The following is a 24,885-nucleotide window of genomic DNA, read 5'->3' as shown; positions in this document are numbered from 1 at the left end:
TAAAAAGTTCAACAGTTTTCGGATTATACAGCCGATTTACTAATTTGCAAAAATATAACTTTTTTGTCAATAGATTTTTTTTTATGAATATTTAACGTAATTTTAGTCTGCAGCGTATCCCAAAATTGCAAAAACACTTAATAAAAGATTCATTCTTACCTTTTTTTCAGCTTCTTTGGTGTAGGTTTCTTCGTTTTTACTCGGAACATACAGCTCATAAAAGTTTTTATTCCTGATGACAAATAAAGTGGATCCAATAATCATGGTAAGGATATCTTCAGGTTTGGGAGTAAAAGTAAAAACACCGGAAGCCACCCCTTTTTTAATTACTTCATCCAGTTTTTTTACGAATAACTGGTAGAAATCAAGCAGTTCGTCTTTCAGATTTTCTGTATGACGGAGTTCCTGGGTTACAAACCCATGGAAATAGTTATACTTGAACAGTTGAGAAACGATATATTTGATCATCTCCCGCATCTGCATTTCCGGTTTCCCATCTTTGATAGTGTCCGCAAATTCTGAAAAATTCTCTCTGGTCTTCAATACCCTGTACTGATAGAGATAAGACATCATTTTCTCTTTAGAACCGAAGTAATAAGAGATCATAGCAACATTAATATTTGCTTTGGAACAGATATCTCTTACAGAAGTTCCCTCATATCCTTTTTTGGCGATGAGCTCTTCTGCAATATCCAATATGTGAATCTGTTTTTCCGTAAATTTTTTTTTCATGAAGTGCACTTTGAGTAAAGTTAAGAAATTTTTAACACATTTATAAACGATCGTTTAATAATTTTAAATTAAATCTGAAAAGCACTATTTTTGGATATGGAATTTTTTGATTTTCACCACCATAAAAAATATATCAGAAACGGAATTTATAATCTGGACATTGAGAGTATTCCGCCTGATTTCCCATATTCCATCGGCATTCACCCAAATGATATTGATATTAATACTATAGAGCAGCAGTTTTCATGGATGATGAGCATGATGTCTGAAAACTGTTTTGCCATTGGTGAATGTGGTTTGGATTCTTTGGTTTCTACAGACCAGAAAATTCAGGAGGAAGTTTTTTTAAGACAGATAAAGATCGCCAATGAGGTAAAAAAGCCCCTGATTATTCATTGTGTAAGAAAATTTTATGAAGTGATTTCTTTTAAAAAGAAGGCCGAACAGCCAATGGTCATCCATGGTTTTAATAAAAAACAACAAATTGCTGAAGATCTTCTGCGCAATAATTTTTACCTGAGTTTTGGAAAAGCTGTTTTGTATAATTTATCTTTGCAGGATATTATAAAAAACACTCCATTAGACAGAATCTTTTTAGAAACTGATAATGAAGAATTTAACATTGAAGAATTGTACATTAAAGTTTCGGAAATAAAAGCTATTTCTCTGGAACAACTGAATGAACAAATTTTAGAAAATTTACACTCAATAAAAAATGGATAAATACTGGCTGGAAAGAACCGAACTTTTGGTAAAGGAAGAGGGATTGGACAGACTGATCAAAGCGAATGTGCTTGTTGTAGGTTTAGGCGGAGTAGGTTCTTTTGCCGCAGAATTTCTGGCGAGAGCCGGAGTAGGAAATATGACCATTGTGGATGGTGATACGGTAGATATTACCAATATCAACAGACAGCTGCCTGCTTTACACTCTACTGTCGGAAAGCATAAGGTAGATGTGGTTGCTGAAAGGCTTCTTGACATCAATCCACAGCTTAATTTAACGAAAATCAATGAATTTCTGAATCCGGAAAGAATGGATGAAGTACTAGATTCCGCAAAATTTGATTATGTTTTAGACTGTATCGACAGTGTTACGCCAAAACTTTCCTTGATTACTGCTGCCAAAAGAAGAAGGATAAAAATCGTAAGTTCAATGGGAGCCGGCGGAAAAACCGACCCAAGCAAAGTATTGGTAAGAGATATCAGCAAAACAGAACACTGCCACCTTGCAAGACAAGTAAGAAAAAGACTGAAAAAAGTAAAAATTGACAAAGGAGTCCGTTGTGTTTTTGCCAATGATATTCAGGATGAAGAAAGTTTGAAAATGACTGACGGAACCAATTATAAAAGATCTTTTTACGGAACAATAAGCTACATGCCTGCCATTTTCGGCCTGTACACCGCTTCAGAAGTGATTAATCATTTATTAAACCAGGATTAAAATATTTTCCCGCCTATTCTGCAGATTTGTAAAAACGATTTCGTAAATTAATCTGAGAAATTTGTGAAAAAAAATAAAAAACAATATTTACACTCCGTAAATGACAAATTCCAAGTATCCCAGAGCGGAAAAGCTCAAAAAAAACACGGAAATCAGTTTGCTTTTTGATAAGGGTAAATGGAGAACCAGTGGAAATCTGAGAATCATTATTCTGAAAGACAAGCCCACCCTTCCAGTAGAAGCATCCAGATTCGGGGTTTCTGTTTCAAAAAGATATTTTAAAAAAGCTGTACACAGAAACCGGATCAAAAGATTGCTGAGAGAATCATACCGTCTGAATAAAGACTTATTTAAACAAGCCTTCGGAGAAAAAACAATGGCCATGCTATTTTGGGCATCCCCTGAAATGCCTCTGAAATTTCAGGATGTGGAAGCACAGTTTATAACGCTTTGTGAAACGCAGAAAAAATAATTTTTTTATTAAAATAAGAGATCTGTGAGGTATTTTATCTCGCAGATTTTTATTTTCCTTTGGACCACACAGATGATTGCGTAGATACTATCTTTTATTCTACAGCAAATCATGAATAACAAAGCTTGAATCCTGTACCTCAAACTTAGAAATTAACACGTCTTAATATCATATACTTTTTGTAATTTTAGGGAAAACAATAAATCTGAAAATTAATATGTTAGATAATATTCCCTATTTTTCTTATATCATTAGTGCATTTATCGGAATTGGACTGGCAGCGGCTACTGGATTTCGGGTATTTCTCCCGATGTTTATCGTAAGTCTTGCGTCTTATTTCAACTGGATTCCCATGAATGAGCATTTTGAGTGGCTTGCGGGTCTTCCTGCGTTGATTACAACAGGAATTGCCACAGTGGCAGAGATCCTTGCCTATTACATTCCTTTTGTTGATCATTTGCTGGATACGGTTTCTATTCCGATGGCGACGGTAGCAGGCTCTATATTATTTGCCAGTCAGTTTGCCGAACTGGGAACATTTCCACAATGGGGGCTGGCATTAATTGCGGGTGGAGGTACAGCGGCCACAATCAGCTCCGGATTTGCAGGAATACGGGCTGCTTCTACGGCAACAACCGGAGGACTGGGAAATTCTGTGGTAGGAACCACGGAAACAGCCGGAGCAGGTCTTATGTCTGTTCTTGCTATGGCAGCGCCGGTAATCGCAGCAATTCTTGCCATAATTATCTTAATTCTTGTTGTTGTTTTTGGGCGGAGAGCCTGGAAAAAATTAAGAGGCAATAAAAGTAATCCCCAGAATTTATAAATAAAAAAAGGTACTGCTTTAAAAACAGTACCTTTTTCCTTTTAATTTTTACTTCTGAAGTCCTTAATATCCTGAATTTTAGATTCAAAATATTCTTTTTTCTCCGGACTCTTTTTGATTAATATTTCAAACGCTTTTATTGCTTTTGTATATAATTTCTGTTCAAAATAAAGATTCGCCAACGTCTCCGTCATCAAATGTGAGATATCATCGTTCTTTTCTTTAACAACATAGGAGCTTTCTTCTTTTAACTGACTGATTCTAGGATTTTTTTCAATGAAGGTTTCAATAGCCTTTTCTTTGATTTCTGATTTATCCTTTTCGATCTCTTCAGTTCTGTCAATCTTTAGCCAGCTTTGCCAGGTATTGATAAAACCGGGAACATTACTGTCTAATTGCGGCTGCGTTGTATTCTTCATAGTAACTTCCTGCATTTGTTCTACAGGTTCTTCTTTACTTTCCTTCTGCTTTTCTTCAACCTTAAGGGTAGAAATATCGGTTCCAAAGAAAGAAACATTCATCACGGGAACTTCTTCTTTTGCAACAGCTTTATCAGTATTCTCTTCGGCCGTTTCCACAGATCCAGATTGATTTTCAGAAACTTCCGAACTTTCTTCTATTGTTGAAAGAGTATCTTCCTGAACAATTTCAGTAGCGGCATCCATCATTTCAGATGGTGTCTCAGCCTCAATTACCTGTTCTGTTTTTTCTGCAGGGGAAATTTCTGCTACCGGAGCTTTTATTTCAGGAGCTGATACTTCTTTTGATTTGCTGATTAATGAATCAGGCATATTGGATTCCACACTCATAGGTTTCCAAGCTGTCTGAACTTTAGGAATATCTTCTTCTTTTTCTTCTGGAATTTCAACTTTAACCTCTTCTTCAGGCAATTGGTTTTCAACAATTTCTTCTTTTACAGGCTCTTCTTTAACTTCCTCAGGCTTGTCCTCACTTGTTGACCAAAAATGAAAATTCTGAGTTTCCGCGAAGCTAATTTCATGCCCCCCAGTTGTTTCAGGCCCTACCTTTTCTTCTTGAGAAACAGGCTTAGCCTCCTTCATTTTTTTCTCAACTTCTTCAATCAGACGTCTCATTTCCTCCTCATGTTTATTGACATGGGGCTGGGAAACTTCAGCTGTTTCAGAAATTTCTTCGTTATTGGCCTGGATTTTAACATCTGGCATGAACGAATCTGTTCCATGGAAGCTTACTTCAGCATCAGATACTTCTACTAATGACTCTTCTTCATTACTATTTGCCTCTTCTTTTTCAGCAGAAATCTGATCTTCGTCGATAATGGTTTCCGGCGTAAAGTTTTCTCCAGCATTCTCTTCTATTTCAGCTCGTATTTCTTGTTGAGCAGGTTCTTCTTCAGAAACAGGTTTAGCTTCGTTATCTGTTGATCCTGTATTTAAAGGCTCTTCTGCTACATTTACAATATCTTCCTCCTGTAATAAAGGAGATACTTCATGGAAACTGATATTTTCTTCGTCGTCAACCTTTTCTTCTTCTTTTTCTGAAGAAATCTGATCTTCATGAATGATTGTTTCCGGTGTAAAGTTTTCTTCTGATTTCTCTGTTTCAGATGGAATCTCTTCTTTTTGTTCGGCAACAGGTTCTGTTACAGTTTCAGTCTTTTGGGTTACCAAAGTTCCTGATTCCAGAGTAGACTCAATATCTATTGTCTCGGAATTTTGCTCATTAAGGAAGTTTTCTTCTCCTTCAAATAAAATTCTGTTTCGTTCACCATTGATATAAATGTGTTTAACCTCCTCTACAGTTGTTAAAATACATGCCGTTTCCTGCTCTTCTGCTGGTTTTTCTACAGAACCCTCCTCTTCTCTTTTGATAGGGAAAGATTTAGTTTTCTGGGCCAATTGAGCAGGTTTTTCAATTGTTTTAGAAGGTTTCTTCTCTTCAGCAACCTCTGGTTTGGCCTCTTGCTTGATCTTTCCGTTGATCAACTGATACAAAATCTTTTTATCAGTAGTATATGCCGCCGTTGTAGAAAGCTCTTTCTGATAATTTTCTTTTTCGTACAGATGGACTCCATACAGGTGAAGCGCCCTGATATTTTGAATATAAGGAAAAGTATGAATCTCTTCTTTCAAAAGACCAAGGTCCTCGGACTGAATATTTTTCGGATTTTTTATTAATTCTAAAACTCTCGGATTCATCTTACCAATTCGCTACAATGTCGTTAAATATCTTATTAATAATTCTATCTGTTACCAGCTTTACCTGCTGGTCTTCGATTTGGCTTAGTGATACATCACTGTTGAAAGCTGCTTCATCGGAATAGGTTCTGTCGAAACTTGCATCCGGATGAATTTTGTTTTCATAATGTACCTTTACTGTAATCGTAAGTTTATTCTGTGCCTGCTGAATCACTCCACCAGAAGGGTTTGTCTGGGTATTGGAACTGATTGTGGTAGGTGTAATGGAATAGTCTGTGATTTCTCCTTCTATCAGGATATCTGGATTTTCTTTGGTTCCTTTCAGAGTTGTTCTCTGAAGGAATCTGTTTTGTATTGCTGTAGAAAACTGTTGGGATAATGCAGGGTTTACAAGGGGTGCATTATTCGGAAATTCATTGATCTGAACGGTTTTTTCATCTGTAAGGGATGATCCCGTAAAACTGTAACATGAATTTAAAACTCCCAGCAATGCAAAAAGCATTACCGTAAGCAATGATTGTTTCAGGCTGATATTTTTAATGTTAAAATTCATTTTTAGATCCAATTTCAGTAATTTCATCATACTCAATTTGTTGAATAGCATCTTCATAGGCAAAATAGTTTGCTGTGTATAAAAATGGCAGGGTAAGAAAAATTCCTATTCCGCAGGCAACAATACCAATCTGTGCTAGAATACTTACTACTAATGAGAAAAGAAAAATTGACAATAGATTCCCTTTGGTCATTACTTTTGAAATATTCCAGGCTTCTTTTATTTCTTTAACTCCTTTAAGACTTATTAATGGAATGATATAAAAACCTTTCAATACGAAGTAATATATCGCAGCAATCAGTAAGAACACGTAAGGAAACACAAAAAGAGCTACTATCGGATTGGGTTGATTACCCTCAGACATTGCCCCCGATACACCCAATACAGCAAATAAAGGAATGTAAAGCAGTAAAACGCCTCCAAAAACAATGAGCTGCAGCATAAAGTAAGGCATGAAGTCTTTAAAATCAAAGATATCTCCGGGACTTGCCGGCTGATTTCTGTTCAGCCGTTGAAGGTATTTATATAAATTACCCATCGCTAATAGTCCGCAGAACGGAATAATCGACATGATAAAGCACACTAAAAATGCTACAAATATATTCCCGAAATCTTTCTTTAAAAGTTCGACCCCCTTATTAATATATTCTCCGAATTTAAAATTGATTGGCTTAGGTTTTAAATTTACTTTCATTATTTATGTTGTGCTAATCTTCCAGGTTATATTGTTTTATTTTTCTGTATAAAGTTCTTTGTGAGATTCCCAATTCATCTGCAGCTCTGTTTCTGCGACCTTTATGCTTCTCCAGCGCCTTGATAATCAAATCTTTCTCATTATTCTGAAGAGAAAGTGACTCCGGTCTGTTTTCTTCCACTTCGATATCCTCGATATCTTCATAGCTGTCATCAGGCGTTGACATAATCGTAGGGGTCTGAACTACCGGTGTATCATTATTATTTTCAAAATAGACTAAAGATCCGGAATTTACCTGTGGCTGAGTTTCAGGAGTATAAATCCTGTTGATCAGGTTTTTCTCATGGCTGCTCAGATCTGCCGTTCCTCTATTCTTAATCAATTCCGAAGTTAAGGATTTTAAATCATTAATATCATTCCTCATATCGAACAGAATTTTATACATGATTTCTCTTTCACTTCCAAAATCATTCTGTTTAGGAGTATTCTGAGTGCTCACTATCATGGGAAGGTGTGTTTCCATCGGAATATACTCGGCAAGTTTCTCAGCAGTGATATTTCTGTTTCTTTCAACAACAGTCATCTGCTCTACTAAGTTTCTTAATTGGCGGATGTTACCCGGGAAGGAATAACTTTCTATATAATGAACAGCGCTCTGCTCCAGTTCCAGCTCCGGCATTCTGTATTTTTCTGCAAAATCTATTGCAAACTTTCTGAATAATAAATGGATATCCCCTTTTCTTTCTCTCAAAGGCGGCATATCAATCTGAACGGTATTCAAACGGTAATACAAATCCTCACGGAACCTTCCGTCATGGATGGCTTTCATCATATTAACGTTGGTAGCTGCCACAATTCTTACGTTCGTTTTCTGAACCTGTGAAGAACCTACTTTCATAAATTCACCACTCTCAAGAACTCTTAAAAGACGAACCTGAGTCTGCAGCGGAAGTTCTCCTACCTCATCTAAAAAGATAGTTCCGCCGTCTGCTACTTCAAAATATCCTTTTCTTGTAGCTGTTGCCCCTGTAAAAGCTCCTTTTTCGTGTCCGAACAATTCAGAATCTATGGTTCCTTCCGGAATTGCACCGCAGTTTACTACAATATAAGGCTGATGTTTTCTTTTGGATTCTGAATGGATAATTTTCGGAATAAATTCTTTTCCCACACCACTTTCTCCTATCACCAGGACAGAAATGTCTGTAGGTGCTACCTGAATAGATTTTTCCAGGGCCCGGTTGAGTGCCGGAAAGTTCCCTATAATTCCGAAACGGTTTTTTATGTTTTGTAGCTCGTTGCTCATAAGTAAATTTTTGATTATTGATTTAATGTTACTCTTCTACAGCTCTTCAATCTGTTTTCTGTAGACTTTGTTAAAATGATGAGTGTAGACATCTTTCATGGTCTTCCCTTCATCATACGTTTGCAGGGCTAACATTTTTAAATCCAAATAATCTTTGTTTCTGATCTTAGAAACTTTACTTTTAAAGTATATGTTCTCGGCAAAGTTGTATTCTTTGCTTTGTCTTTCAAAATTTTCCAGGGCTTTGTCATACCTTCCCAGCTCGAAATAAGTAACTCCCAGCTGGTAATGATCAAACATTCCCTTCACATAACCTCTGGTTGCCAGAAGTCTTTCTATAATTCCCGCTGCTTTTCCTTTCTGGCCTAATGCACTGTAGGACATAGCTCTTACTACATCCAGGCTATAGTCTCCGTTTTGAGATCTTCCTAAGTCTCCGGGATAATATTTTTTTAAAGCATCTAAATCCTGAATTGCCCCTTTATAGTCTCTCAAAAACTGGAACTTGGTCCAACCTCTGTAACCAAGGTGTATTTGGGGGTCTAAGGCAACTGCTTTATCAATTAAAATTTTCCAGGTTACAAAATCTCCGTTTTTAAGATATGGAACGGCTTTTTCCATATAAGCACGGGAGAAATCAGGACACAGTTCAATGGCTTTATCAAAACCCTCCTGAGATTCTGCGAAACCTTGTAAATTTGAAGCCCAGTTGTATAACTCACACGCTTTTTTGCAGTTCTCACCCTCTACTGCATTACAGTTGACCTGTGCAATAGTATTGGTGTAAACGATAAGTAACAAAAAGCTAAGGTAATACCTCTGAAACTTTTCCATTTTCAATTTTATAGGTTAAATACTGATAATAATCTACTTTTAAACCTTTTATCTCTTTCGGCATCCAGCCATTGAGTGGTTTTGTAAACTGCAGCAGTTTATTTTCTAATTCTTCATCCAGTACAGTATCTTTCAGATCCGGGCTCATATGCTGTAATCTGAAGAATCCTGTCTTTCCTTCACAATTTACTAAAAATCTTACGGTAATATAACCGCTGATTTTCTTTTCAGAATATATATTTTCTTTTTTAAGTTTTTCGGTGACCGCAATCTTTTCGCCTTTGTAGCTAAATTCTTTTGAACCCTGATAATACTGAAAGCTGAAATGTCTCCATTTTTCTGGGCCGCATTTTTTAAAATCAGCATTATCCAGTGTTTCATCAAACGTGATGTCTCCTACAGTACCAGAGTATTTTATTACGTTTTCTCTGTCTGGCAAGATACCAGAGCAAAGGAAAGCATTGCAAAAAGATAAACCGCCCTGATCAAAACTTACTATTATTCCGCTGTTCTCCCTAAAAGCGTGCCTTGTGTATTATCGTAGACAAAAACGTTCACAATGTCACCTATTTTCTGACCTTCAAGCTGATCGAAGACACATACTGCATTCTGAGAATTTCTTCCTTTCCATTGGTTTTTGTTTTTCTTGGAAATTCCTTCAATCAGAATCTGGTGTGTTCTTCCCACATAAGATTTCATTCTTTGTTTTGAAAGTTCACCCTGAAGAGCAATAACCTCAGCAAGACGTCTCTGCTTCACATCGGCAGGAATATTATCTTCCATTTTCTTATGAGCCGGAGTTCCTGGTCTTTCTGAGTACGCAAACATATAACCGTAGTCATATTCCACTTCTCTCATCAGGCTTAAGGTATCCTGGTGATCTTCTTCTGACTCATTACAGAATCCAACGATCATATCCTGAGAAAAGGACACATCAGGAACAATTTCTTTCGCTTTTTTAATCAGATCCAGATATTCCTCACGGGTATGCTGTCTGTTCATTGCTTCAAGCATGTTATTGCTTCCGCTTTGTACAGGGAGGTGTACGTATTTACAGATGTTGTCATGCTTTGCCATCATTCTGAACACATCCAGACTCATATCCTGTGGATTTGAAGTAGAGAATCTGATTCTCAGTTCAGGAACGGCTTTAGCTACCAAATCAAGAAGCTGAGCAAAGTCAACTGCTGTTGCTTTCTGCATTTCAGAAGCTTTGGCAAAATCTTTTTTCGGACCTCCTCCATACCAAAGGTAAGAGTCTACATTTTGTCCTAAAAGGGTAATTTCTTTGTATCCGTTGTTAGCAAGATCTTTACATTCATCTATAATTGAGTGTGGATCACGGCTTCGTTCTCTTCCTCTTGTAAAAGGCACTACGCAGAATGTACACATGTTATCACAACCTCTGGTAATGGTAACAAAAGCCGTAACACCGTTTCCGCCCAGACGAACAGGATTGATATCTGCATAAGTTTCTTCTTTGGAAAGGATTACGTTAATTGCATCTCTTCCATCGTCAGTTTCTTTTAAAAGATTAGGTAGATCTCTATAAGCATCCGGACCTACAACAAGGTCAACCAATTGTTCTTCTTCCAGGAATTTGGTTTTTAATCTTTCCGCCATGCAGCCTAAAACGCCCACCGTCATATTCGGTTTTTCTTTTTTCAGGTTTTTGAATTGGGAAAGACGCATTCTTACGGTCTGTTCTGCTTTTTCTCGGATGGAACATGTATTTAAAAGAATCAGGTCTGCTTCTTCTACCTTCGTTGTTGTATTATATCCCTGTTCATTAAGGATGGATGCAACAATTTCAGAGTCAGAGAAATTCATCTGACAGCCATAGCTTTCTAAAAACAGTTTTTTAGAATTCTCCGGTCTTTCAGCAATGGCAAAAGCTTCGCCCTGTTTCGTTTCGTCTATATATTTTTCCTGCACGATAATCAATTTAAAGTTCGCAATTTTAAATTACGAAGAAATAAGTCTGCAAAGATACAAAATATTGTGACAGAATGTCAGGAGATTATCTGTATCTGTTATTATAAAATTTTTGATCTGTTATTCTGTTTCTCTCATCTAATTCTGTCTGAAGATCAAATTGTTGGAAAATAGGCTGCCTGATTTTAGTTCTGATTGGAATATTATTATATGTAGCAGGATTCCATTTTCCTTTCATTCTGGATAGACTATTGATGATATCTTTTTTGTCGAAGTCAGAAAAATCACCTTCAAGATTGAAGTCTTCCATTCCTCCATTTTCATTGACAACAAATGTCACAGAAGCTCTTTTATCTTCATTTTTCTTTATATATTTTTCAAAAATAGATTTAACTTCAAGTCCAAAAGCCTCTATTCCCTTTTTAAAAGTTGGATTTTCCTTTTTGTTTTTGCTTGGATCATCGTAGGAATTAACTAAATAAAAAGGATTTATTTCAATTTTGGTAATTGCTGCAACAAATTTCCCGTTCCCTTTTGCCGGCATCCATCTTTTGAGATGAGGAATAATTTTACGACTGAAATCAAATGCACATTTATTTTTTTGAATTTCTACGGTATCAAAGTCTTTAACATAGCTAATGGTGGAATTTTCGTACACAAGAATCTGTATATTATACCGTTCTTCACTTTTTTCACAAGGCAACAGCTTTTGTTCTTTAACAATCTTTACCATTTCCTTATTTAATTGATTAAATCCGCCAGCATAAAAATCTTGACCACGGGGATATTGATCCAAAACTTCTTTTTGAGCAAAAATCAATTTCACTGTAAAGAAAGCGATGAGCAATAAAATTTTCTTAATCATATATGTATGAGAACTAAAATTAACTTTCATAACAAATTTTGAATCCATTAGAATTCCATTTTTCACACTGGCGGTCATTTCACTTTTACTATTATGATATATTTTAATTCTCAATGAACATTTTATTGTCTTAAATCCATTTATAAAAAGCAAGTTAGAAAATACTTTTTCTTCTATTTATTAATCTATATCTGCTGACATAGAAGAGAAGTTCATCTTAACTTTAATCTGTGAAGCCACAGGCTGCCCGTTACACGATGCAGGAGTCCAGTTTTTCTTTATTCTTCTTACGACATACTGCATGTCATCAAAAAAAACTTCGCTGTTCTGTACTTTAGGCATCCCTTTCACATCCACAACTTTTCCCTTGTCATCAAGCACTAAAGTAAATGTAAAGTCTCCTGTCAGCGCATAGAAATCTGAATTCAGATAAGCATACATATACTTGTTCAGGATGTCTTTGTAAGCTGCAACTCCACCTTCATAAGCAGCCGGTTTAAAATCATTACATTTCACGGCAACCTGCATAAAAGGCTCTTTAATATCTATTTTTAAAAGGTTTTTATTACTTTCTCTTATGAAGGAATCATCCCGTTCTTCCTGATCCTGTGCAAATGAAAAATTCACTGCACATAAAACCAAAAATAAAAATATAGTTCTCATAATTTTATTTCCTAATAATAAACAAAGGTAAATATTTAGCTCATTTATAAAAAAGAAAAACTTCACGCAAAGCATGAAGTTTTATCTGTAGGTTCTGCATCTCAGACAGCCTTTCAATTATTTCTTTTCTTCTTAAAGCAGGCCTTTGATGTGTTTATAATTCGTCTTCACCGTTTCAAAAACCTCATCCATTTTACCGCCAAGCATCAGCTGAGCCATAGACTTGGTCATTCCCATAATCTGATCAAACTCAATTTTAGGAGGAAGAGCCAATGCATTAGGATTGGTAAAAATATTCAAAAGATAAGGTCCGTTGTGATCTAAACATTCTTTGATGGCGCTTTCCACTTCTTCGGGAAGGTGTACATTTTTCCCTGGATATCCCATTGCATGAGCTACCATGGCAAAGTCCGGATTAATCATATCGGTTTCATTATCGGGCATTCCTCCCACTTCCATTTCCAGTTTTACCATTCCAAGAGTCCTGTTATTGAATACAATCAGTTTTACAGGCAATTTATATTGAAAGATAGTCGCCATATCTCCTAATAACATGGATAATCCTCCATCTCCACACATAGCAATAACCTGCTTTTCAGGATGAGCCAAAGCAGCACCAATTGCCATAGGCATTGCATTAGCCATTGAACCATGATTAAATGATCCCAGCATTTTCCTTTCCCCTGTTCCTGTAATAAATCTGGCTCCCCAAACACAACACATTCCGGTATCTACCGTAAAAATAGCATCATGTTTAGCAAGTTTGTCTAGAGTATGTGCCACATATTCCGGCTGAATGGCATTCTCTTTCCCAAAATCTTTCACATACTCCAATTGGTTTTCTTTTACTTTATCGTAAAACGCCAGCTGCTCATTCAGAAAATGAACATCTGTCTTTTCTTGCAGCAATGGCAGCAATGCTTTAATTGTTTCTTTAACATCTCCTGTAAGCCCAAGCTCCAGCTTTGCCCTTCTTCCTAATCTTTCAGGGCTTTCATCGATCTGTACAATTTTATTTTTTACAGGCATGAATTTTTGATACGGAAAATCCGTTCCCAAAAGAATCACGAGGTCTGCTTCATGCATGGCGTGATAAGCCGATGGAAACCCTAGCAATCCAGTAAGTCCCACTTCATTAGGGTTATTCGGCTGGATGGCCATTTTCCCACGAAATGAATATCCTACAGGAGCTTTTAACAGGTTGGACAAAGCTATCACCTCATCACGGGCTTCAGCAGCACCTATTCCACAATATACTGTTACTTTTTTACTATTGTTTATGAGTGTGGATAAGCTTTTTAACTCAGTATCCGAAGGCCTTATAACAGGATTGGTTTTAAAGATTTGAGTGGAAGTAGATCCTTCTTCCGCATCCAGTTCGGAAACATCTCCCGGAAGTCCTATCACAGCAACTCCTTTTTTGGAAATTGCATGTTGAATAGCCGTTTGAACGGTTCTCTGCACCTGCTCCGGACGGGTAATCATCTGATTGTAGTAGCTGCAGTCATCAAAAAGTTTTATTGTATTGGTTTCCTGAAAGTAATCCATTCCCATCTCATCACTGGGAATCGTAGAGGCAATAACCAGCATAGGAACATGAGAGCGGTGTGCTTCATAAACTCCATTGATAAGATGAACGTGTCCCGGGCCGCAACTTCCTGCGCATACCGCCAGGCCATCCAGTTCGGCTTCTGCAGCTGCTGCATAAGCTCCTACTTCTTCGTGCCGCACATGAATCCATTGGATACTGCTTTTTTTAACAGCAACATTCAGATGGTTGAGGCTGTCGCCAGTTACTGCATAAATTCTTTTCACATTGGCATTTTCGAGCATTTCAACAATCTGCTCTGCTATGTTTTTGGCCATAATTACTCTATTTTGGTGGTTATTTTTGGTGAAAAATAGTATTTGACAGGGATAATAATGCCCCTATCTCTATCAAATTTAGCTAATAAAATTGGAACTTTCATCCGATTTCAATGTTAAAAACTTGTAATTTAATTTTGAATTTTCTTTCTACTTACCCCTCAAACAAATTGATTAAAAAACAAAACAGCCACCCAAAAAGGAGGCTGTTTATATCGTATCACTTAAGTTTACATTACTATTTCAATCTGATTTCTCAACAGGTCTTCAAATTCATCTCTTTTACGGATCAAATGTGCTTTTCCGTCTAAGAATAGTACCTCAGCAGGTTTTAATCTTGAATTGAAGTTTGAACTCATTTCAAAACCATAAGCTCCAGCATTGTGGAAAGCAAGGATATCTCCCTCTCTCACTTCATTAAGTTTTCTGTCCCATGCAAAAGTATCCGTTTCGCAGATATTTCCTACTACCGTATAAATTCTTTCAGCACCTTTTGGATTGGATAGATTTTCAATCATATGGTAAGAATCGTAGAACATTGGACGGATCAGGTGGTTGAATCCTGAGTTTACTCCCACGAAAACAGTAGCTGTTGTTTGCTTAATCACATTAGCTTTCACCAATAAATATCCGCTTTTACCAACCAAGAATTTTCCAGGTTCAAACCATAATTCGAATTTTTTTCCTGTAGATTTTGAAAACTCAGAAATCACTTTTTCTACTTTTTTACCTAATGTTCTCACATCAGTTTCTTCTTCACTGTCCTGATAAGGGATTTTGAAGCCACTTCCCATATCCAGATATTTCAGATTCGGGAAATGTTCAGAAAGTTCCAACATAATCTCCAGAGCCTGCAGGAATACATCAGGATCTTTGATCTCACTTCCTGTATGCATGTGAAGACCTTCCACATTCAGGTTTGTACTTTTCATCACTCTTTCGATGTGACGAACCTGGTGAATAGAAATACCGAACTTACTGTCGATATGTCCTGTTGAAATTTTATAGTTACCTCCAGCAAAAATATGCGGGTTGATTCTTACCAAAATAGGATATGAATTTCCGTACTTATTCCCGAATTGCTCAAGAATAGAAATGTTATCAATATTTATATGAACTCCGAAAGTCATTGCTTCTTCTATTTCAGCAAGATCAACACAATTGGGAGTAAACAAAATCTTTTCTTTTGAAAATCCTGCCTTTAACCCAAGTTTTACTTCATTAATGGATACACAATCCAAAGAAGCTCCCAGATTCTTGACATACTTAAGGATATTGATGTTTGTCAACGCCTTCGCTGCATAGAAGAACTTTGTATGTTTTAAAAAAGAAGATGTAAGTTTCTCGTATTGAACTTTGATGGATTCCGCATCATAAACATACACCGGGGTGCCAAACTCATTGGCAATCTTTAATAATTCTTTTGAATTCATAATTTCATTTTAACATAAAAAAAGGCAGATTCTTATAAAAAGAGCCTGCCGCATTGATTATTTTTTATGCAAGACAACTCTTTTAAATATTCCAAACCTTAGAGAACCTTACAGCTCCCTTTTTTCCAGTTTTAATTTGTTTAAAATTTTGCATTGCTTCCATTTATTTTTTGCAAAAATACTATTTATTTTTTATTTTTCGAAAATTGATTTTAAAAGCGCCTTCTTTCAGATCAATTTATAAAGTGTTAATTCCTATATCATTTCGGTAAAGGCAGTGTTTCAAAATCGCTGCGAAGGAGTGCCAGCTGCAGTTCATTATTCAGATCCGTGGAAGATAACGGAAGGTCAATTTTTAATTTAGCCAGCTTACTTAAAGTCTGAATTTGGGTAAACAGTTCATAGAAACCAAATGAAACCACTTTCCCGTTTTCTATAATTAAAAATAATTTTTCCCCCAGTTTTCTTCCTGGTCCCAGCCAAAGTTCATTTCTTTTTCTGAATTCAATTTTCTGTTTCAATACTGAAAAATCTTTAAAATCTTCCTGAGAACCAATAAACTGAACCGCTTTTGTTCCTTGCGTAAATGATCTGAATTTTAAAACCGGTTTTTCGGTTTTATTGAGTGTATTTTTCTCAACTATATATTTATTGTTCCTGAAATACAATCCGAAAGGCAGTACTTCTTTCTTTTTAATATTTTTGGAGTTCAGGATCAGCTTGGCAATAATGTCTGTTCCGGTAAGCTCAAAATTAATCTGCTCAACATCTTTCTGAATCTGTTCCCATTTTTTTGATTTCGAATTGAAAACTTTTTTTGAAAACTTGTTGATATCCTGAACATAATCTGAGAACATAATCCGTCCCGCTTCATCCTGAAAATAGACAAAGCCTTTATCGTTGGGAAGATCCTGAGTAAGCTCTTTGATCTTGTTGATATAGGTTTTTGCATTAGACTCATCATGTTGTTTCTGAATGATCTCATTTTCAGTATCTTTTGAAATCAGAAGTTTGAAAAGTTCTAATGTAGCTCTTGCATCACCTTCAGCCCTGTGATGATTGGTCAAAGGAATTCCCAGAGATTTCACCAGTTTTCCCAGTGAATAACTTACCTCATCAGGAATCAGTTTCTTAGCCAACGGAATTGTATCTAAAGTATTGGTTTTGAAGTCATATCCAAGTCTTTTGAATGACTGGCGAAGCATTCTGTAATCAAAATCAATATTATGGCCTACCAGGGTTGTATTTTGAGTTATTTCGATAACTCTCTTGGCAATTTCATGAAATTTCGGAGCAGTTTTGACCATTTTTGGGGTAATACTGGTCAGTTTCTGTACAAAAGGGGTAATATCTCCTTCAGGGTTTACCAGAGAAATAAACTGGTCAGTAATTTTCTGACCATCATATCTGTAGATGGCGATATCGATAATGCATTCATTTCTATAACCTGCACCATTACTTTCTATATCTATAATTGAATACATTGAATGTGTGTTAACTGCTGTTTTGTCATTTATATTTAAAACCAAAGCTTATTCCCCGATAAAATCTGGTTCTATTTTTTACTGTTATGTAAAGATAACCTGCTAAAATAACAAAAAATATAGCAAAATATAGCAGGTTATCCTTCAAAATTATCTTCTTCTGCCTCCCAGACCAAACATTCCGAGAATAGCTTTTGCTCCTTCTCTCATTAATGTAGAAGTAAAAGTACGGCCGGCTTTACTCTGCAGTACCTGTTCAAACATTCCTGGTTCTTCTTTTACCGGTTTTGTCTTTTGAGTAGGTGCTGGATTTTGTGCTGCCTGTTCCATTCTGTTGGTTAGCATTTCATAAGCCGATTCTCTGTCAATAGGCTGTTCATATTTTGCAACAAGTGCTGATTTTGAAGTCAGATCAGAGATTTCCGGTTCACTCAAAACATCCATCCTTGATTCCGGAGAGATCAGATAAGTGTGTACTAATGGTGTAGGTATTCCTTTTTCATCAAGAGCCGTGACAAATGCTTCTCCAATTCCCAAATTCTGGATCAGGCTGGAAGCATTGTAATATTCTGTGGTAGGGTAATTTTCAACGGCCTTGGAAATTTCTTTTTTATCTTTTGCTGTAAAACCTCTTAATGCATGCTGAATCTTTAATCCTAATTGAGAAAGCACATTTTCAGGGACATCACCAGGAATCTGAGTAATAAAATAGATCCCTACTCCTTTGGAACGGATCAGTTTTACCATTGTTTCAATTTGTGAAAGAAGAGCTTTGGAAGCTTCATCAAAAATCAGGTGTGCTTCATCTATAAATAACACCAGCTTTGGTTTACCACTATCTCCTTCTTCAGGAAACGTCATATAAATTTCTGCAAAAAGCGAAAGCATAAACGTAGAAAAAAGCTGTGGTTTATTCTGAATATCTGATACTCTTAAAATATTGACCACTCCTTTTCCGTCCCTTGTTTCCAATAAATCATGAACATCAAAGCTTAATTCACCGAAGAATCCTGCCGCTCCCTGTTGTTCCAACGCGACAATAGATCTTAAAATTGTTCCAAGAGATGCTGATGCAATGGACCCGTAATTCGCTGCAAGCTCGGCTTTTCCTTGTGCATTATCCGTCACATACTGCAGTACTTTCTTCAAATCATTAAGATCAATCAACGGAAGCCCTTTATCATCACAATATTTGAAGACAATCGACATGATGCTTTGCTGTGTATCGTTAAGTTCAAGGATTTTACTGAGTAAAACGGGCCCGAATTCTGTAACCGTAGCTCTCAGTTTCACTCCTTCTCCTCCAGAAATACTCATCAGTTCCACCGGAAAGCCTTGCGGGTTATAAGGAAGCTGCGTTTTGCCATATCTTTCCTCAATGATAGCATTCATCTGGCCGGCTTCTGCAATCCCGGAGAAATCTCCTTTAATATCAAGAACCAAAGAGGGAATTCCTGCATGGGAAAGCTGTTCTGCAAATACCTGTAATGTTTTTGTCTTTCCTGTTCCCGTAGCACCGGCGATAAGACCATGACGGTTAATTGTTTTCAGGGGAATGGTTACATTAACTTCTGTGACCACTTCACCATCCAGCATTCCTTTTCCTAATATAATATGTTCTCCTTTTGGAGTGTATCTCGTGTTTAGTTCTTCAATAAATTGTGTTTTGTCTGCCATCTGATCGCTTTTTTAACTTATAAATATAAAATTTTTGGAGAATATGTAAAGATATTTTCCAATGAACTTATCTTTATTTCTTTGAAAAATAAATTTGTATCTGCATAAACAAATTTTAAACCATATGTATTAACCTGCGAACAATATATGATTTCTAAAGAGAACATGATAAAAAACAGCATTTGCAAATTCACAGGTTGTAAGGCATTCTTTTTGCTGAAAAAAACAATGTATTAAACATCCGTTTAACAAAGTATTGAAAGAAACTATCAATGGGATTTAACATTTCATTTAGAATTTATCTAATACTTTGTATCTTTAACTCATTAAAAAAAGACCCCAATGAAAATTGAACAAATATATACGGGCTGTCTGGCTCAGGGTGCCTATTATATTGTATCAGAGAATGAAGCAGTCATTATAGATCCTTTAAGGGAAGTAAAACCTTACCTGGATCGTCTGGAAAAAGATAATGTCACTTTAAAATATATTTTTGAAACTCACTTCCATGCAGATTTTGTATCAGGCCATTTGGATTTAAGCAAGAAAACAAGTGCTCCAATTGTATATGGACCTACTGCTACTCCCGAATTTGAAGCAATTATTGCCGAAGACAATCAGATTTTTGAGATCGGAAAAGTAAAAATAAAGGTAATGCACACACCCGGACACACCATGGAAAGCAGCACTTATCTTTTAATAGATGAAAACGGTATTGAAACTGCAATTTTTACAGGTGACACCTTATTTTTAGGAGATGTCGGAAGACCAGATCTTGCACAGAAAGCAACCAATCTTACCCAGGAAGACCTTGCGGGAATTCTATACGACAGTCTTCAGAACAAAATTATGCCTCTGGATGACAGCATTACCGTTTATCCTGCTCACGGGGCAGGTTCTGCCTGCGGAAAAAACATGCAGAAGGAAACGGTAGATATTTTAGGAAACCAAAAGAAGACGAATTATGCGCTTAATCAACCCGATAAAGCCTCTTTCATCAGAGAGGTTCTTGATGGCTTAACAGCACCACCGAAATATTTCGGAATGAATGTCGCATTAAACAAAGGTGGATATGAAAGTCTGGATGTTGTAATGAACAAAGGATTACAACCTGTAGCGCCGGAAGATTTTGAGGCACTGGCTGAAGAAACCGGAGCATTAATTTTAGATACAAGAGGAGCGGCGGACTTCCATAAAGGATTTGTTCCCAACTCTATCAATATAGGATTGAAAGGTGATTTCGCCCCATGGGTAGGAAATCTTATCGTGGATGTAAAACATCCTCTATTACTGGTAGCAGATGAAGGAACCGAGGAAGAAGTAATTACCAGACTAAGCAGAGTAGGTTTTGATAATGTAGTAGGTTATCTGGAAGGAAGTTTTGAAGGCTGGAAAAGTGCAGGTAAGGAAACTGATGAGATCAAAAGAATTACCCCATCTGAGTTTGCTGAACAGTTTACAGAAGATGCAAAAGTAATTGATGTAAGAAAACTGACTGAATATTCTGCAGAGCATATTGACAACGCTTATAACAGGCCACTGGATACGATCAGTGACTGGGCCCGCACTATGGATGATTCAGAACATTTCTTTCTTCACTGTGCAGGCGGATACAGAAGCATGATCGCAGCAAGCATCCTTAACTCACACGGAATCAGAAACTTTACCGAAATAGAAGGAGGTTTTAACGGCATCAAAAAGACGGAAAAATTCCCGACTACAGATTTTGTATGCCAATCTAAAACGTCATAAGATCATGAAGATACAGTTTTTTGGACTTGCTTTAGCAATGGCTTTTACGCTAAGTGCCTGTAAAACATCTCATACCGCTTTCACGCCCAAAGCTAACATCAAAGAAGTAGTCAACAGCTCTGATGTAACATTGGTGGATGTCAGAATTCCGGAACAGTATGCTGCAGGAACGGCAAAAAATGCTGTCAACATACCATTAGCAGAGCTTCAAAGCAATATAGAAACCTTGAAAGGTAAAAAAGTTGTTGTGTTCTGTAATAAAGGAGTTCAGGCAGATCAGGCTATGGAAATTCTGAAGAAAAACGGAGTGGAAGCCTATGATGGTACAAGCTGGAAGAATGTAAAAGCAATCCAGGACGAAACAAACAAAAAAGTAAACTAATAAAACCAAAACTATGTCACAAAAATTTCAGGAAATCATTGATTCCGAAAGGCCTGTACTGATCGATTTTTTCGCAACATGGTGTCAACCTTGTAAAGTACAGTCTTCAGTATTAAATACGGTAAAGGAGAATATTGGCGAAGAAGCAAGAATCATCAAGGTAGATGTAGACCAATATCCTGCATTAGCAGCTCAATATGGAGTCCGTGGAGTTCCTACTCTTGCCATTTTCAAAAAAGGAGAACTATTATGGAAAGAAAGTGGTGTGCATGATGTGAATACACTCACTAATCTTCTCCAGCAATATGCTTAGATAAGGACCAAAATAAAGGCTGAAATTCAAATGAATTTCAGCCTTTATTTTTTATTACAATTGAATAGAGAAACTATCCCGGTCATTTAAAAACTGAAAATGGGTTCTGAAATCTTTCAATTCATCTATATTCAGTTCTGCAGACACAAGATTCCCTTGTTTTTCAGAAATTTCTTTTCCGTCTGCAAAGAAGCAGTGAGAACTTTCCTGATAAAACAAATTGTTTCCATCAGTTCCAATTCTGTTTAAGCCAAATACAAAAGATAAATTTTCAATAGCCCGGGCTTTTAGCAAATGTTCCCATGCTCCTACTCTTTTCTCGGGCCAGTTGGCCACATATAAAATAGCATCGTAGTCATTATTGTTTCTGGCAAAAACAGGAAAACGAAGGTCATAACATACTTGAAGCAGAAATCGTATTCCCTGATACACAACAACTACCCGCTCTTTTCCAGGTGTATATACTTTATCTTCTCCTGAAAAAGAGAACAGATGCCGTTTATCATAAAAAGAAACTTCACCACCCGGCCGTACGAAATACATTCTGTTGTAAAAGTTTCCGTTCTGTTCTACCGGAGCACTTCCACAAAATGCTGCATTTTTATCTTTTGAAAGTTTCTTCAAAAATTCCAGTGATTCATTATTTCTGTCCGAAACTTCAGAAGCGTCCATACAGAAGCCAGTAGAAAACATTTCGGGTAGAAGAAACAGATCCGCTTCCACATTATGAAGCTCATTTTCTATGAGTTTAAAATTCTCAGCTTTATTTTTCCAGATGATATCTAAATTAAGTCCTACAACTTTCATCTTTTATTCTTTTTAAATTATTTCAAATCTGAAGTATAAAAATACGCCTTTTATCATTACAAAAAGAAAACTCTCAGGAGAATTCAACTGCAGAAAAACAGCGTCTCCTTCTCCAATATCAAACAATATTTCATAATAATTTATTAAAGTCTTTCATTTTTATAATACGGATTCTCTTTCGGTTTCATTTTTGATAGAGATATTTTTTATTACTATCCTTAAAAATTTAAAATTTATGAAGAAATTGTTTTTTATGGTGACGATTTTCTTTTTTGGGGCCATGGCTAATGCTCAGGCCTGGACGGGAAAAGGGGATCAGAAAGTACAACTGGGGCTGAGTGCCTGGGGATATGGAACCGGAGTAACGGGAACCTACGACTATGGGCTCAATAAACTTATTTCAGTAGGAGCCGGAATCAACGGCTATTTTGACAATTATAAAAACAACGATAAGGATAATCGTGTTTTTGTTTTCGGGAGACTGAACTTTCATTTACAGGAAGCACTGAACCTTCCCTCAAAATGGGATATCTACCCTGGTGTAGACCTTGGAGTTCTCGGAAGAGACTTCGGAGTTGGCGCTCACATTGGAGCCCGTTATTTCTTCACAGAGAAAATAGGGGTATTTGCAGAAGTAGGTAATAATGGCAGTCTGGGTGTTTCTTTCAATTTATAATCAAATCGTCTTTAAATATGACAAAGCTTCTCGTTTCGGGGAGCTTTTTTATTTGGCATAGTTTTGATAATTGTTACCTTTGCAAATTAAAATCTAAAATTTATTAATGGAAATAGCAATCAAACTTTTTCAGTTCATTCTGAGCATCTCTATACTTGTGCTTCTTCATGAGCTTGGGCATTTTTTACCGGCAATATGGTTCAAGACCAGAGCAGAGAAGTTTTTCCTGTTTTTTGATCCTTACTTCTCCATATTCTCCATGAAGAAAATCAACGGGAAATGGCAGTATAAGTTTTTATCAAAGAACCTGCCGGATTCTGAAGTAATAGAGGTAAACGGAAAGAAGGAAGAAGTTCCTATCGATATATCAAAACTACCGGACAATGACTGGAGAAAACATCCTGAACAAACCAAATACGGAATTGGATGGCTTCCTTTTGGAGGGTATGTAAAAATTGCAGGAATGGTGGATGAAAGTATGGATACTGCCCAAATGAAAAAACCGGCAGAACCATGGGAATTCAGATCGAAACCGGCCTGGCAGAGGCTTATTATTATGTTGGGAGGGGTTACTGTTAACTTTTTCCTTGCATGGTTGATTTACGGATGTCTGTCTTACTTCAATGGAGAAACCTCTTTTGACACTACAAGAGTAGAAGCGCCTATGCACTATACAAAGATTGCGAAAGCAATGGGCTTTGAGGATGGTGATAAGATATTAAAAGTAGATGGCAAAGTTCAAAACAGCTTAGATAAACTTTCTCTGGATATTTTACTGAGTGACCAGATTACTGTTTTAAGGCAGGGTAAAGAAGTGACTTTCGAAACGAATGATGACGGAAAGGCAATGGCATTTAAGGATGACAACCCAAGAGCATTTCTTACGCCAAGATATTCTCCTATAATAGATACTATTATGAACCCAAAAACAGCTGCAGCTGGATTAAAAATAGGTGATCAGATTGTTTCTGTAAACGGACAGAAAATTAGCTTTTATGACGAGCTACAAGCCCTTGTAGGGAAAAATGCAGGAAAGACAATGAATGTAGGGGTACTAAGATCAGGAGCTGTACAACCCCTGAATCTTGAAGTTTCTAAAGAAGGAACACTAGGCATCGGGTCTTATAAGCAATTGGAAAAATATGCCAATACTCAACATTTTACTTTTGCACAATCAATTGGCAGAGGATATACAAGAAGTATTGAGAGTTTAACCTATCAAATCAAACAGTTTAAACTGATTTTCAATAAAAAGGTTCAAGGTTATAAAAAAGTGGGAGGTCCTATCGCGATTGTAAAAAATATGCCGGTAGAGAAATCTAAAGATGGGTCTGTTTCTATCAACTGGACTATGTTTTGGAGCTTTACAGCAATGTTCTCCGTATGGTTGGCGTTCTTAAATCTTATTCCTATTCCCGGACTTGATGGTGGACACGTTATATTTACGTTATACGAAATGATTGTAGGAAAACCGATTCCTCAGAAAGTGCTGGAAAACGCTCAGATGATTGGAGTTATCTTCCTGTTAGGATTAATGTTACTGATTTTCGGTAGCGATATTTTCAAATGGCTTTCAGGAACTTTATAATTTTTTCGAAATTTTTCTTAAAAATATTTGTAGGGTATAAATATTCGTCCTATATTTGCACCACTTAAAACAAAGGACATTCCTCCTTAGCTCAGTTGGTTAGAGCATCTGACTGTTAATCAGAGGGTCGCTGGTTCGAGCCCAGCAGGAGGAGCAAAAAGACTTACAGAAATGTAAGTCTTTTTTTTGTGCTTTCATCTGAAGATATCATTTAAAAAGATAGATATTTGTAACTTACCTTAAGTTTTTATGAACTATTTATCTGTTTTACGGAATATCACCCACCATTTCGGGTATTTTCATGTAACGATTTCCCCAATAATCCGACTATTCTTACTTAAGGAATTATAGAATTTGAGAAATTAACATCTTATAAATACTTCTCTAATAACTTGCATCTAAAAAAATAACA

Annotated in this window: 24 protein-coding genes and 1 tRNA gene; 10 read left to right on the top strand and 15 right to left on the bottom strand. The window is 36.5% G+C overall.

Annotation, left to right across the window (positions count from 1 at the left end; all coding sequences use genetic code 11):
* Positions 1-102 precede the first annotated feature (102 nt).
* Positions 103-732, bottom strand: coding sequence for a TetR/AcrR family transcriptional regulator (locus tag ACPF63_RS22610; RefSeq protein ID WP_027372956.1), 630 nt, complete (start codon positions 730-732; stop codon positions 103-105).
* A gap of 96 nt (positions 733-828) precedes the next feature.
* On the opposite strand from ACPF63_RS22610, the gene ACPF63_RS22605 reads away from it, so the two are divergent.
* The 4 genes from ACPF63_RS22605 (at position 829) to ACPF63_RS22590 (ending at position 3,471) form a co-directional block, all read left to right on the top strand.
* Positions 829-1,455, top strand: a complete 627-nt coding sequence (locus ACPF63_RS22605) for a TatD family hydrolase (RefSeq protein WP_180564797.1) — start codon at positions 829-831, stop codon at positions 1,453-1,455.
* A complete protein-coding gene (locus ACPF63_RS22600) occupies positions 1,448-2,173 on the top strand; it encodes a tRNA threonylcarbamoyladenosine dehydratase (protein WP_426481403.1) in 726 nt (241 codons plus the stop codon). Before ACPF63_RS22605 ends, ACPF63_RS22600 begins: the two co-directional genes overlap by 8 nt.
* Positions 2,174-2,273: 100 nt before the next feature.
* Positions 2,274-2,645 (top strand): ribonuclease P protein component, encoded by a 372-nt coding sequence (rnpA, locus tag ACPF63_RS22595; RefSeq protein WP_077419418.1) that lies wholly within the window; start codon positions 2,274-2,276, stop codon positions 2,643-2,645.
* Between the two features lie 217 nt (positions 2,646-2,862).
* Complete coding sequence (locus ACPF63_RS22590) at positions 2,863-3,471, top strand: DUF4126 domain-containing protein (protein ID WP_077419417.1); 609 nt, start codon at positions 2,863-2,865, stop codon at positions 3,469-3,471.
* Between the two features lie 41 nt (positions 3,472-3,512).
* On the opposite strand, the gene ACPF63_RS22585 is transcribed toward ACPF63_RS22590, so the two are convergent.
* From ACPF63_RS22585 to ACPF63_RS22525, 13 genes are all read right to left on the bottom strand, one after another.
* Positions 3,513-5,648, bottom strand: coding sequence for a hypothetical protein (locus ACPF63_RS22585; RefSeq protein WP_426481402.1), 2,136 nt, complete (start codon positions 5,646-5,648; stop codon positions 3,513-3,515).
* Between the two features lies 1 nt (position 5,649).
* Positions 5,650-6,201 (bottom strand): LptE family protein, encoded by a 552-nt coding sequence (locus ACPF63_RS22580; RefSeq protein ID WP_077419575.1) that lies wholly within the window; start codon positions 6,199-6,201, stop codon positions 5,650-5,652.
* Positions 6,191-6,895, bottom strand: a complete 705-nt coding sequence (locus ACPF63_RS22575) for a hypothetical protein (RefSeq protein WP_426481401.1) — start codon at positions 6,893-6,895, stop codon at positions 6,191-6,193. Before ACPF63_RS22575 ends, ACPF63_RS22580 begins: the two co-directional genes overlap by 11 nt.
* 13 nt (positions 6,896-6,908) lie before the next feature.
* Positions 6,909-8,198 (bottom strand): sigma-54 interaction domain-containing protein, encoded by a 1,290-nt coding sequence (locus tag ACPF63_RS22570; protein WP_426481400.1) that lies wholly within the window; start codon positions 8,196-8,198, stop codon positions 6,909-6,911.
* A gap of 36 nt (positions 8,199-8,234) precedes the next feature.
* Positions 8,235-9,032 carry a tetratricopeptide repeat protein gene (locus tag ACPF63_RS22565; protein ID WP_426481399.1) on the bottom strand — a complete coding sequence of 266 codons (798 nt, stop codon included), beginning with the start codon at positions 9,030-9,032 and terminating at the stop codon, positions 8,235-8,237.
* Complete coding sequence (locus ACPF63_RS22560; RefSeq protein ID WP_426481398.1) at positions 9,004-9,471, bottom strand: hypothetical protein; 468 nt, start codon at positions 9,469-9,471, stop codon at positions 9,004-9,006. Before ACPF63_RS22560 ends, ACPF63_RS22565 begins: the two co-directional genes overlap by 29 nt.
* 59 nt (positions 9,472-9,530) lie before the next feature.
* A complete protein-coding gene (miaB, locus tag ACPF63_RS22555) occupies positions 9,531-10,967 on the bottom strand; it encodes a tRNA (N6-isopentenyl adenosine(37)-C2)-methylthiotransferase MiaB (protein WP_426481397.1) in 1,437 nt (478 codons plus the stop codon).
* A gap of 85 nt (positions 10,968-11,052) precedes the next feature.
* Positions 11,053-11,832: a hypothetical protein gene (locus tag ACPF63_RS22550; RefSeq protein ID WP_426481396.1), complete on the bottom strand. Its 780-nt coding sequence runs from the start codon at positions 11,830-11,832 to the stop codon at positions 11,053-11,055.
* A 180-nt stretch (positions 11,833-12,012) separates the two neighbouring features.
* Positions 12,013-12,495: a hypothetical protein gene (locus ACPF63_RS22545; protein ID WP_426481395.1), complete on the bottom strand. Its 483-nt coding sequence runs from the start codon at positions 12,493-12,495 to the stop codon at positions 12,013-12,015.
* 132 nt (positions 12,496-12,627) lie between these two features.
* On the bottom strand, positions 12,628-14,361 hold the full coding sequence (locus ACPF63_RS22540) for a thiamine pyrophosphate-dependent enzyme (RefSeq protein ID WP_426481394.1): 1,734 nt from the start codon (positions 14,359-14,361) through the stop codon (positions 12,628-12,630).
* A 230-nt stretch (positions 14,362-14,591) separates the two neighbouring features.
* A complete protein-coding gene (gene lysA / locus ACPF63_RS22535) occupies positions 14,592-15,794 on the bottom strand; it encodes a diaminopimelate decarboxylase (RefSeq protein WP_175627301.1) in 1,203 nt (400 codons plus the stop codon).
* 260 nt (positions 15,795-16,054) lie between these two features.
* The gene (locus ACPF63_RS22530) at positions 16,055-17,278 is read right to left on the bottom strand and encodes a 3'-5' exonuclease (protein ID WP_077419409.1); all 1,224 of its coding nucleotides are present in this window, start codon (positions 17,276-17,278) and stop codon (positions 16,055-16,057) included.
* 150 nt (positions 17,279-17,428) lie between these two features.
* On the bottom strand, positions 17,429-18,955 hold the full coding sequence (locus ACPF63_RS22525) for a helicase HerA-like domain-containing protein (RefSeq protein WP_426481393.1): 1,527 nt from the start codon (positions 18,953-18,955) through the stop codon (positions 17,429-17,431).
* A gap of 342 nt (positions 18,956-19,297) precedes the next feature.
* Between ACPF63_RS22525 and ACPF63_RS22520 the strand changes: the two genes are divergently transcribed.
* The 3 genes from ACPF63_RS22520 to ACPF63_RS22510 are packed head-to-tail and all read left to right on the top strand — an operon-like array spanning position 19,298 to position 21,402.
* On the top strand, positions 19,298-20,707 hold the full coding sequence (locus ACPF63_RS22520) for an MBL fold metallo-hydrolase (protein ID WP_426481392.1): 1,410 nt from the start codon (positions 19,298-19,300) through the stop codon (positions 20,705-20,707).
* A 4-nt stretch (positions 20,708-20,711) separates the two neighbouring features.
* On the top strand, positions 20,712-21,089 hold the full coding sequence (locus ACPF63_RS22515) for a rhodanese-like domain-containing protein (RefSeq protein ID WP_180564808.1): 378 nt from the start codon (positions 20,712-20,714) through the stop codon (positions 21,087-21,089).
* 13 nt (positions 21,090-21,102) lie between these two features.
* Positions 21,103-21,402, top strand: a complete 300-nt coding sequence (locus tag ACPF63_RS22510; protein ID WP_236852526.1) for a thioredoxin family protein — start codon at positions 21,103-21,105, stop codon at positions 21,400-21,402.
* A gap of 54 nt (positions 21,403-21,456) precedes the next feature.
* Here ACPF63_RS22510 and ACPF63_RS22505 read toward each other — a convergent pair whose 3' ends face one another.
* Complete coding sequence (locus tag ACPF63_RS22505; RefSeq protein ID WP_426481391.1) at positions 21,457-22,209, bottom strand: nitrilase-related carbon-nitrogen hydrolase; 753 nt, start codon at positions 22,207-22,209, stop codon at positions 21,457-21,459.
* 235 nt (positions 22,210-22,444) lie between these two features.
* Here ACPF63_RS22505 and ACPF63_RS22500 point away from each other — a divergent pair, with 235 nt between their 5' ends.
* From ACPF63_RS22500 to ACPF63_RS22490, 3 genes are all read left to right on the top strand, one after another.
* Entirely contained in the window at positions 22,445-22,885 is a 441-nt protein-coding gene (locus ACPF63_RS22500; RefSeq protein WP_047377248.1) for a DUF6646 family protein, read from the top strand.
* 106 nt (positions 22,886-22,991) lie between these two features.
* Complete coding sequence (gene rseP, locus ACPF63_RS22495) at positions 22,992-24,473, top strand: RIP metalloprotease RseP (RefSeq protein ID WP_426481390.1); 1,482 nt, start codon at positions 22,992-22,994, stop codon at positions 24,471-24,473.
* 80 nt (positions 24,474-24,553) lie between these two features.
* Positions 24,554-24,627 (top strand) — tRNA-Asn (locus tag ACPF63_RS22490).
* Positions 24,628-24,885: the final 258 nt, after the last annotated feature.

The organism is Chryseobacterium sp. R2ACT005, assembly GCF_049949215.1.
Lineage (GTDB): Bacteria > Bacteroidota > Bacteroidia > Flavobacteriales > Weeksellaceae > Chryseobacterium.
The sequence above is the reverse complement of the archived record's forward strand: the minus strand, read 5'-3'. Positions and strand labels throughout refer to the sequence as shown.

Coding starts and splice junctions, on each gene's coding strand:
- ACPF63_RS22610 (WP_027372956.1), bottom strand. CDS start 732: ATGAAAAAAAAATTTACGGAAAAACAGATTCACATATTGGATATTGCA.
- ACPF63_RS22605 (WP_180564797.1), top strand. CDS start 829: ATGGAATTTTTTGATTTTCACCACCATAAAAAATATATCAGAAACGGA.
- ACPF63_RS22600 (WP_426481403.1), top strand. CDS start 1,448: ATGGATAAATACTGGCTGGAAAGAACCGAACTTTTGGTAAAGGAAGAG.
- rnpA (WP_077419418.1), top strand. CDS start 2,274: ATGACAAATTCCAAGTATCCCAGAGCGGAAAAGCTCAAAAAAAACACG.
- ACPF63_RS22590 (WP_077419417.1), top strand. CDS start 2,863: ATGTTAGATAATATTCCCTATTTTTCTTATATCATTAGTGCATTTATC.
- ACPF63_RS22585 (WP_426481402.1), bottom strand. CDS start 5,648: ATGAATCCGAGAGTTTTAGAATTAATAAAAAATCCGAAAAATATTCAG.
- ACPF63_RS22580 (WP_077419575.1), bottom strand. CDS start 6,201: ATGAATTTTAACATTAAAAATATCAGCCTGAAACAATCATTGCTTACG.
- ACPF63_RS22575 (WP_426481401.1), bottom strand. CDS start 6,895: ATGAAAGTAAATTTAAAACCTAAGCCAATCAATTTTAAATTCGGAGAA.
- ACPF63_RS22570 (WP_426481400.1), bottom strand. CDS start 8,198: ATGAGCAACGAGCTACAAAACATAAAAAACCGTTTCGGAATTATAGGG.
- ACPF63_RS22565 (WP_426481399.1), bottom strand. CDS start 9,032: ATGGAAAAGTTTCAGAGGTATTACCTTAGCTTTTTGTTACTTATCGTT.
- ACPF63_RS22550 (WP_426481396.1), bottom strand. CDS start 11,832: ATGATTAAGAAAATTTTATTGCTCATCGCTTTCTTTACAGTGAAATTG.
- ACPF63_RS22545 (WP_426481395.1), bottom strand. CDS start 12,495: ATGAGAACTATATTTTTATTTTTGGTTTTATGTGCAGTGAATTTTTCA.
- ACPF63_RS22540 (WP_426481394.1), bottom strand. CDS start 14,361: ATGGCCAAAAACATAGCAGAGCAGATTGTTGAAATGCTCGAAAATGCC.
- lysA (WP_175627301.1), bottom strand. CDS start 15,794: ATGAATTCAAAAGAATTATTAAAGATTGCCAATGAGTTTGGCACCCCG.
- ACPF63_RS22530 (WP_077419409.1), bottom strand. CDS start 17,278: ATGTATTCAATTATAGATATAGAAAGTAATGGTGCAGGTTATAGAAAT.
- ACPF63_RS22525 (WP_426481393.1), bottom strand. CDS start 18,955: ATGGCAGACAAAACACAATTTATTGAAGAACTAAACACGAGATACACT.
- ACPF63_RS22520 (WP_426481392.1), top strand. CDS start 19,298: ATGAAAATTGAACAAATATATACGGGCTGTCTGGCTCAGGGTGCCTAT.
- ACPF63_RS22515 (WP_180564808.1), top strand. CDS start 20,712: ATGAAGATACAGTTTTTTGGACTTGCTTTAGCAATGGCTTTTACGCTA.
- ACPF63_RS22510 (WP_236852526.1), top strand. CDS start 21,103: ATGTCACAAAAATTTCAGGAAATCATTGATTCCGAAAGGCCTGTACTG.
- ACPF63_RS22505 (WP_426481391.1), bottom strand. CDS start 22,209: ATGAAAGTTGTAGGACTTAATTTAGATATCATCTGGAAAAATAAAGCT.
- ACPF63_RS22500 (WP_047377248.1), top strand. CDS start 22,445: ATGAAGAAATTGTTTTTTATGGTGACGATTTTCTTTTTTGGGGCCATG.
- rseP (WP_426481390.1), top strand. CDS start 22,992: ATGGAAATAGCAATCAAACTTTTTCAGTTCATTCTGAGCATCTCTATA.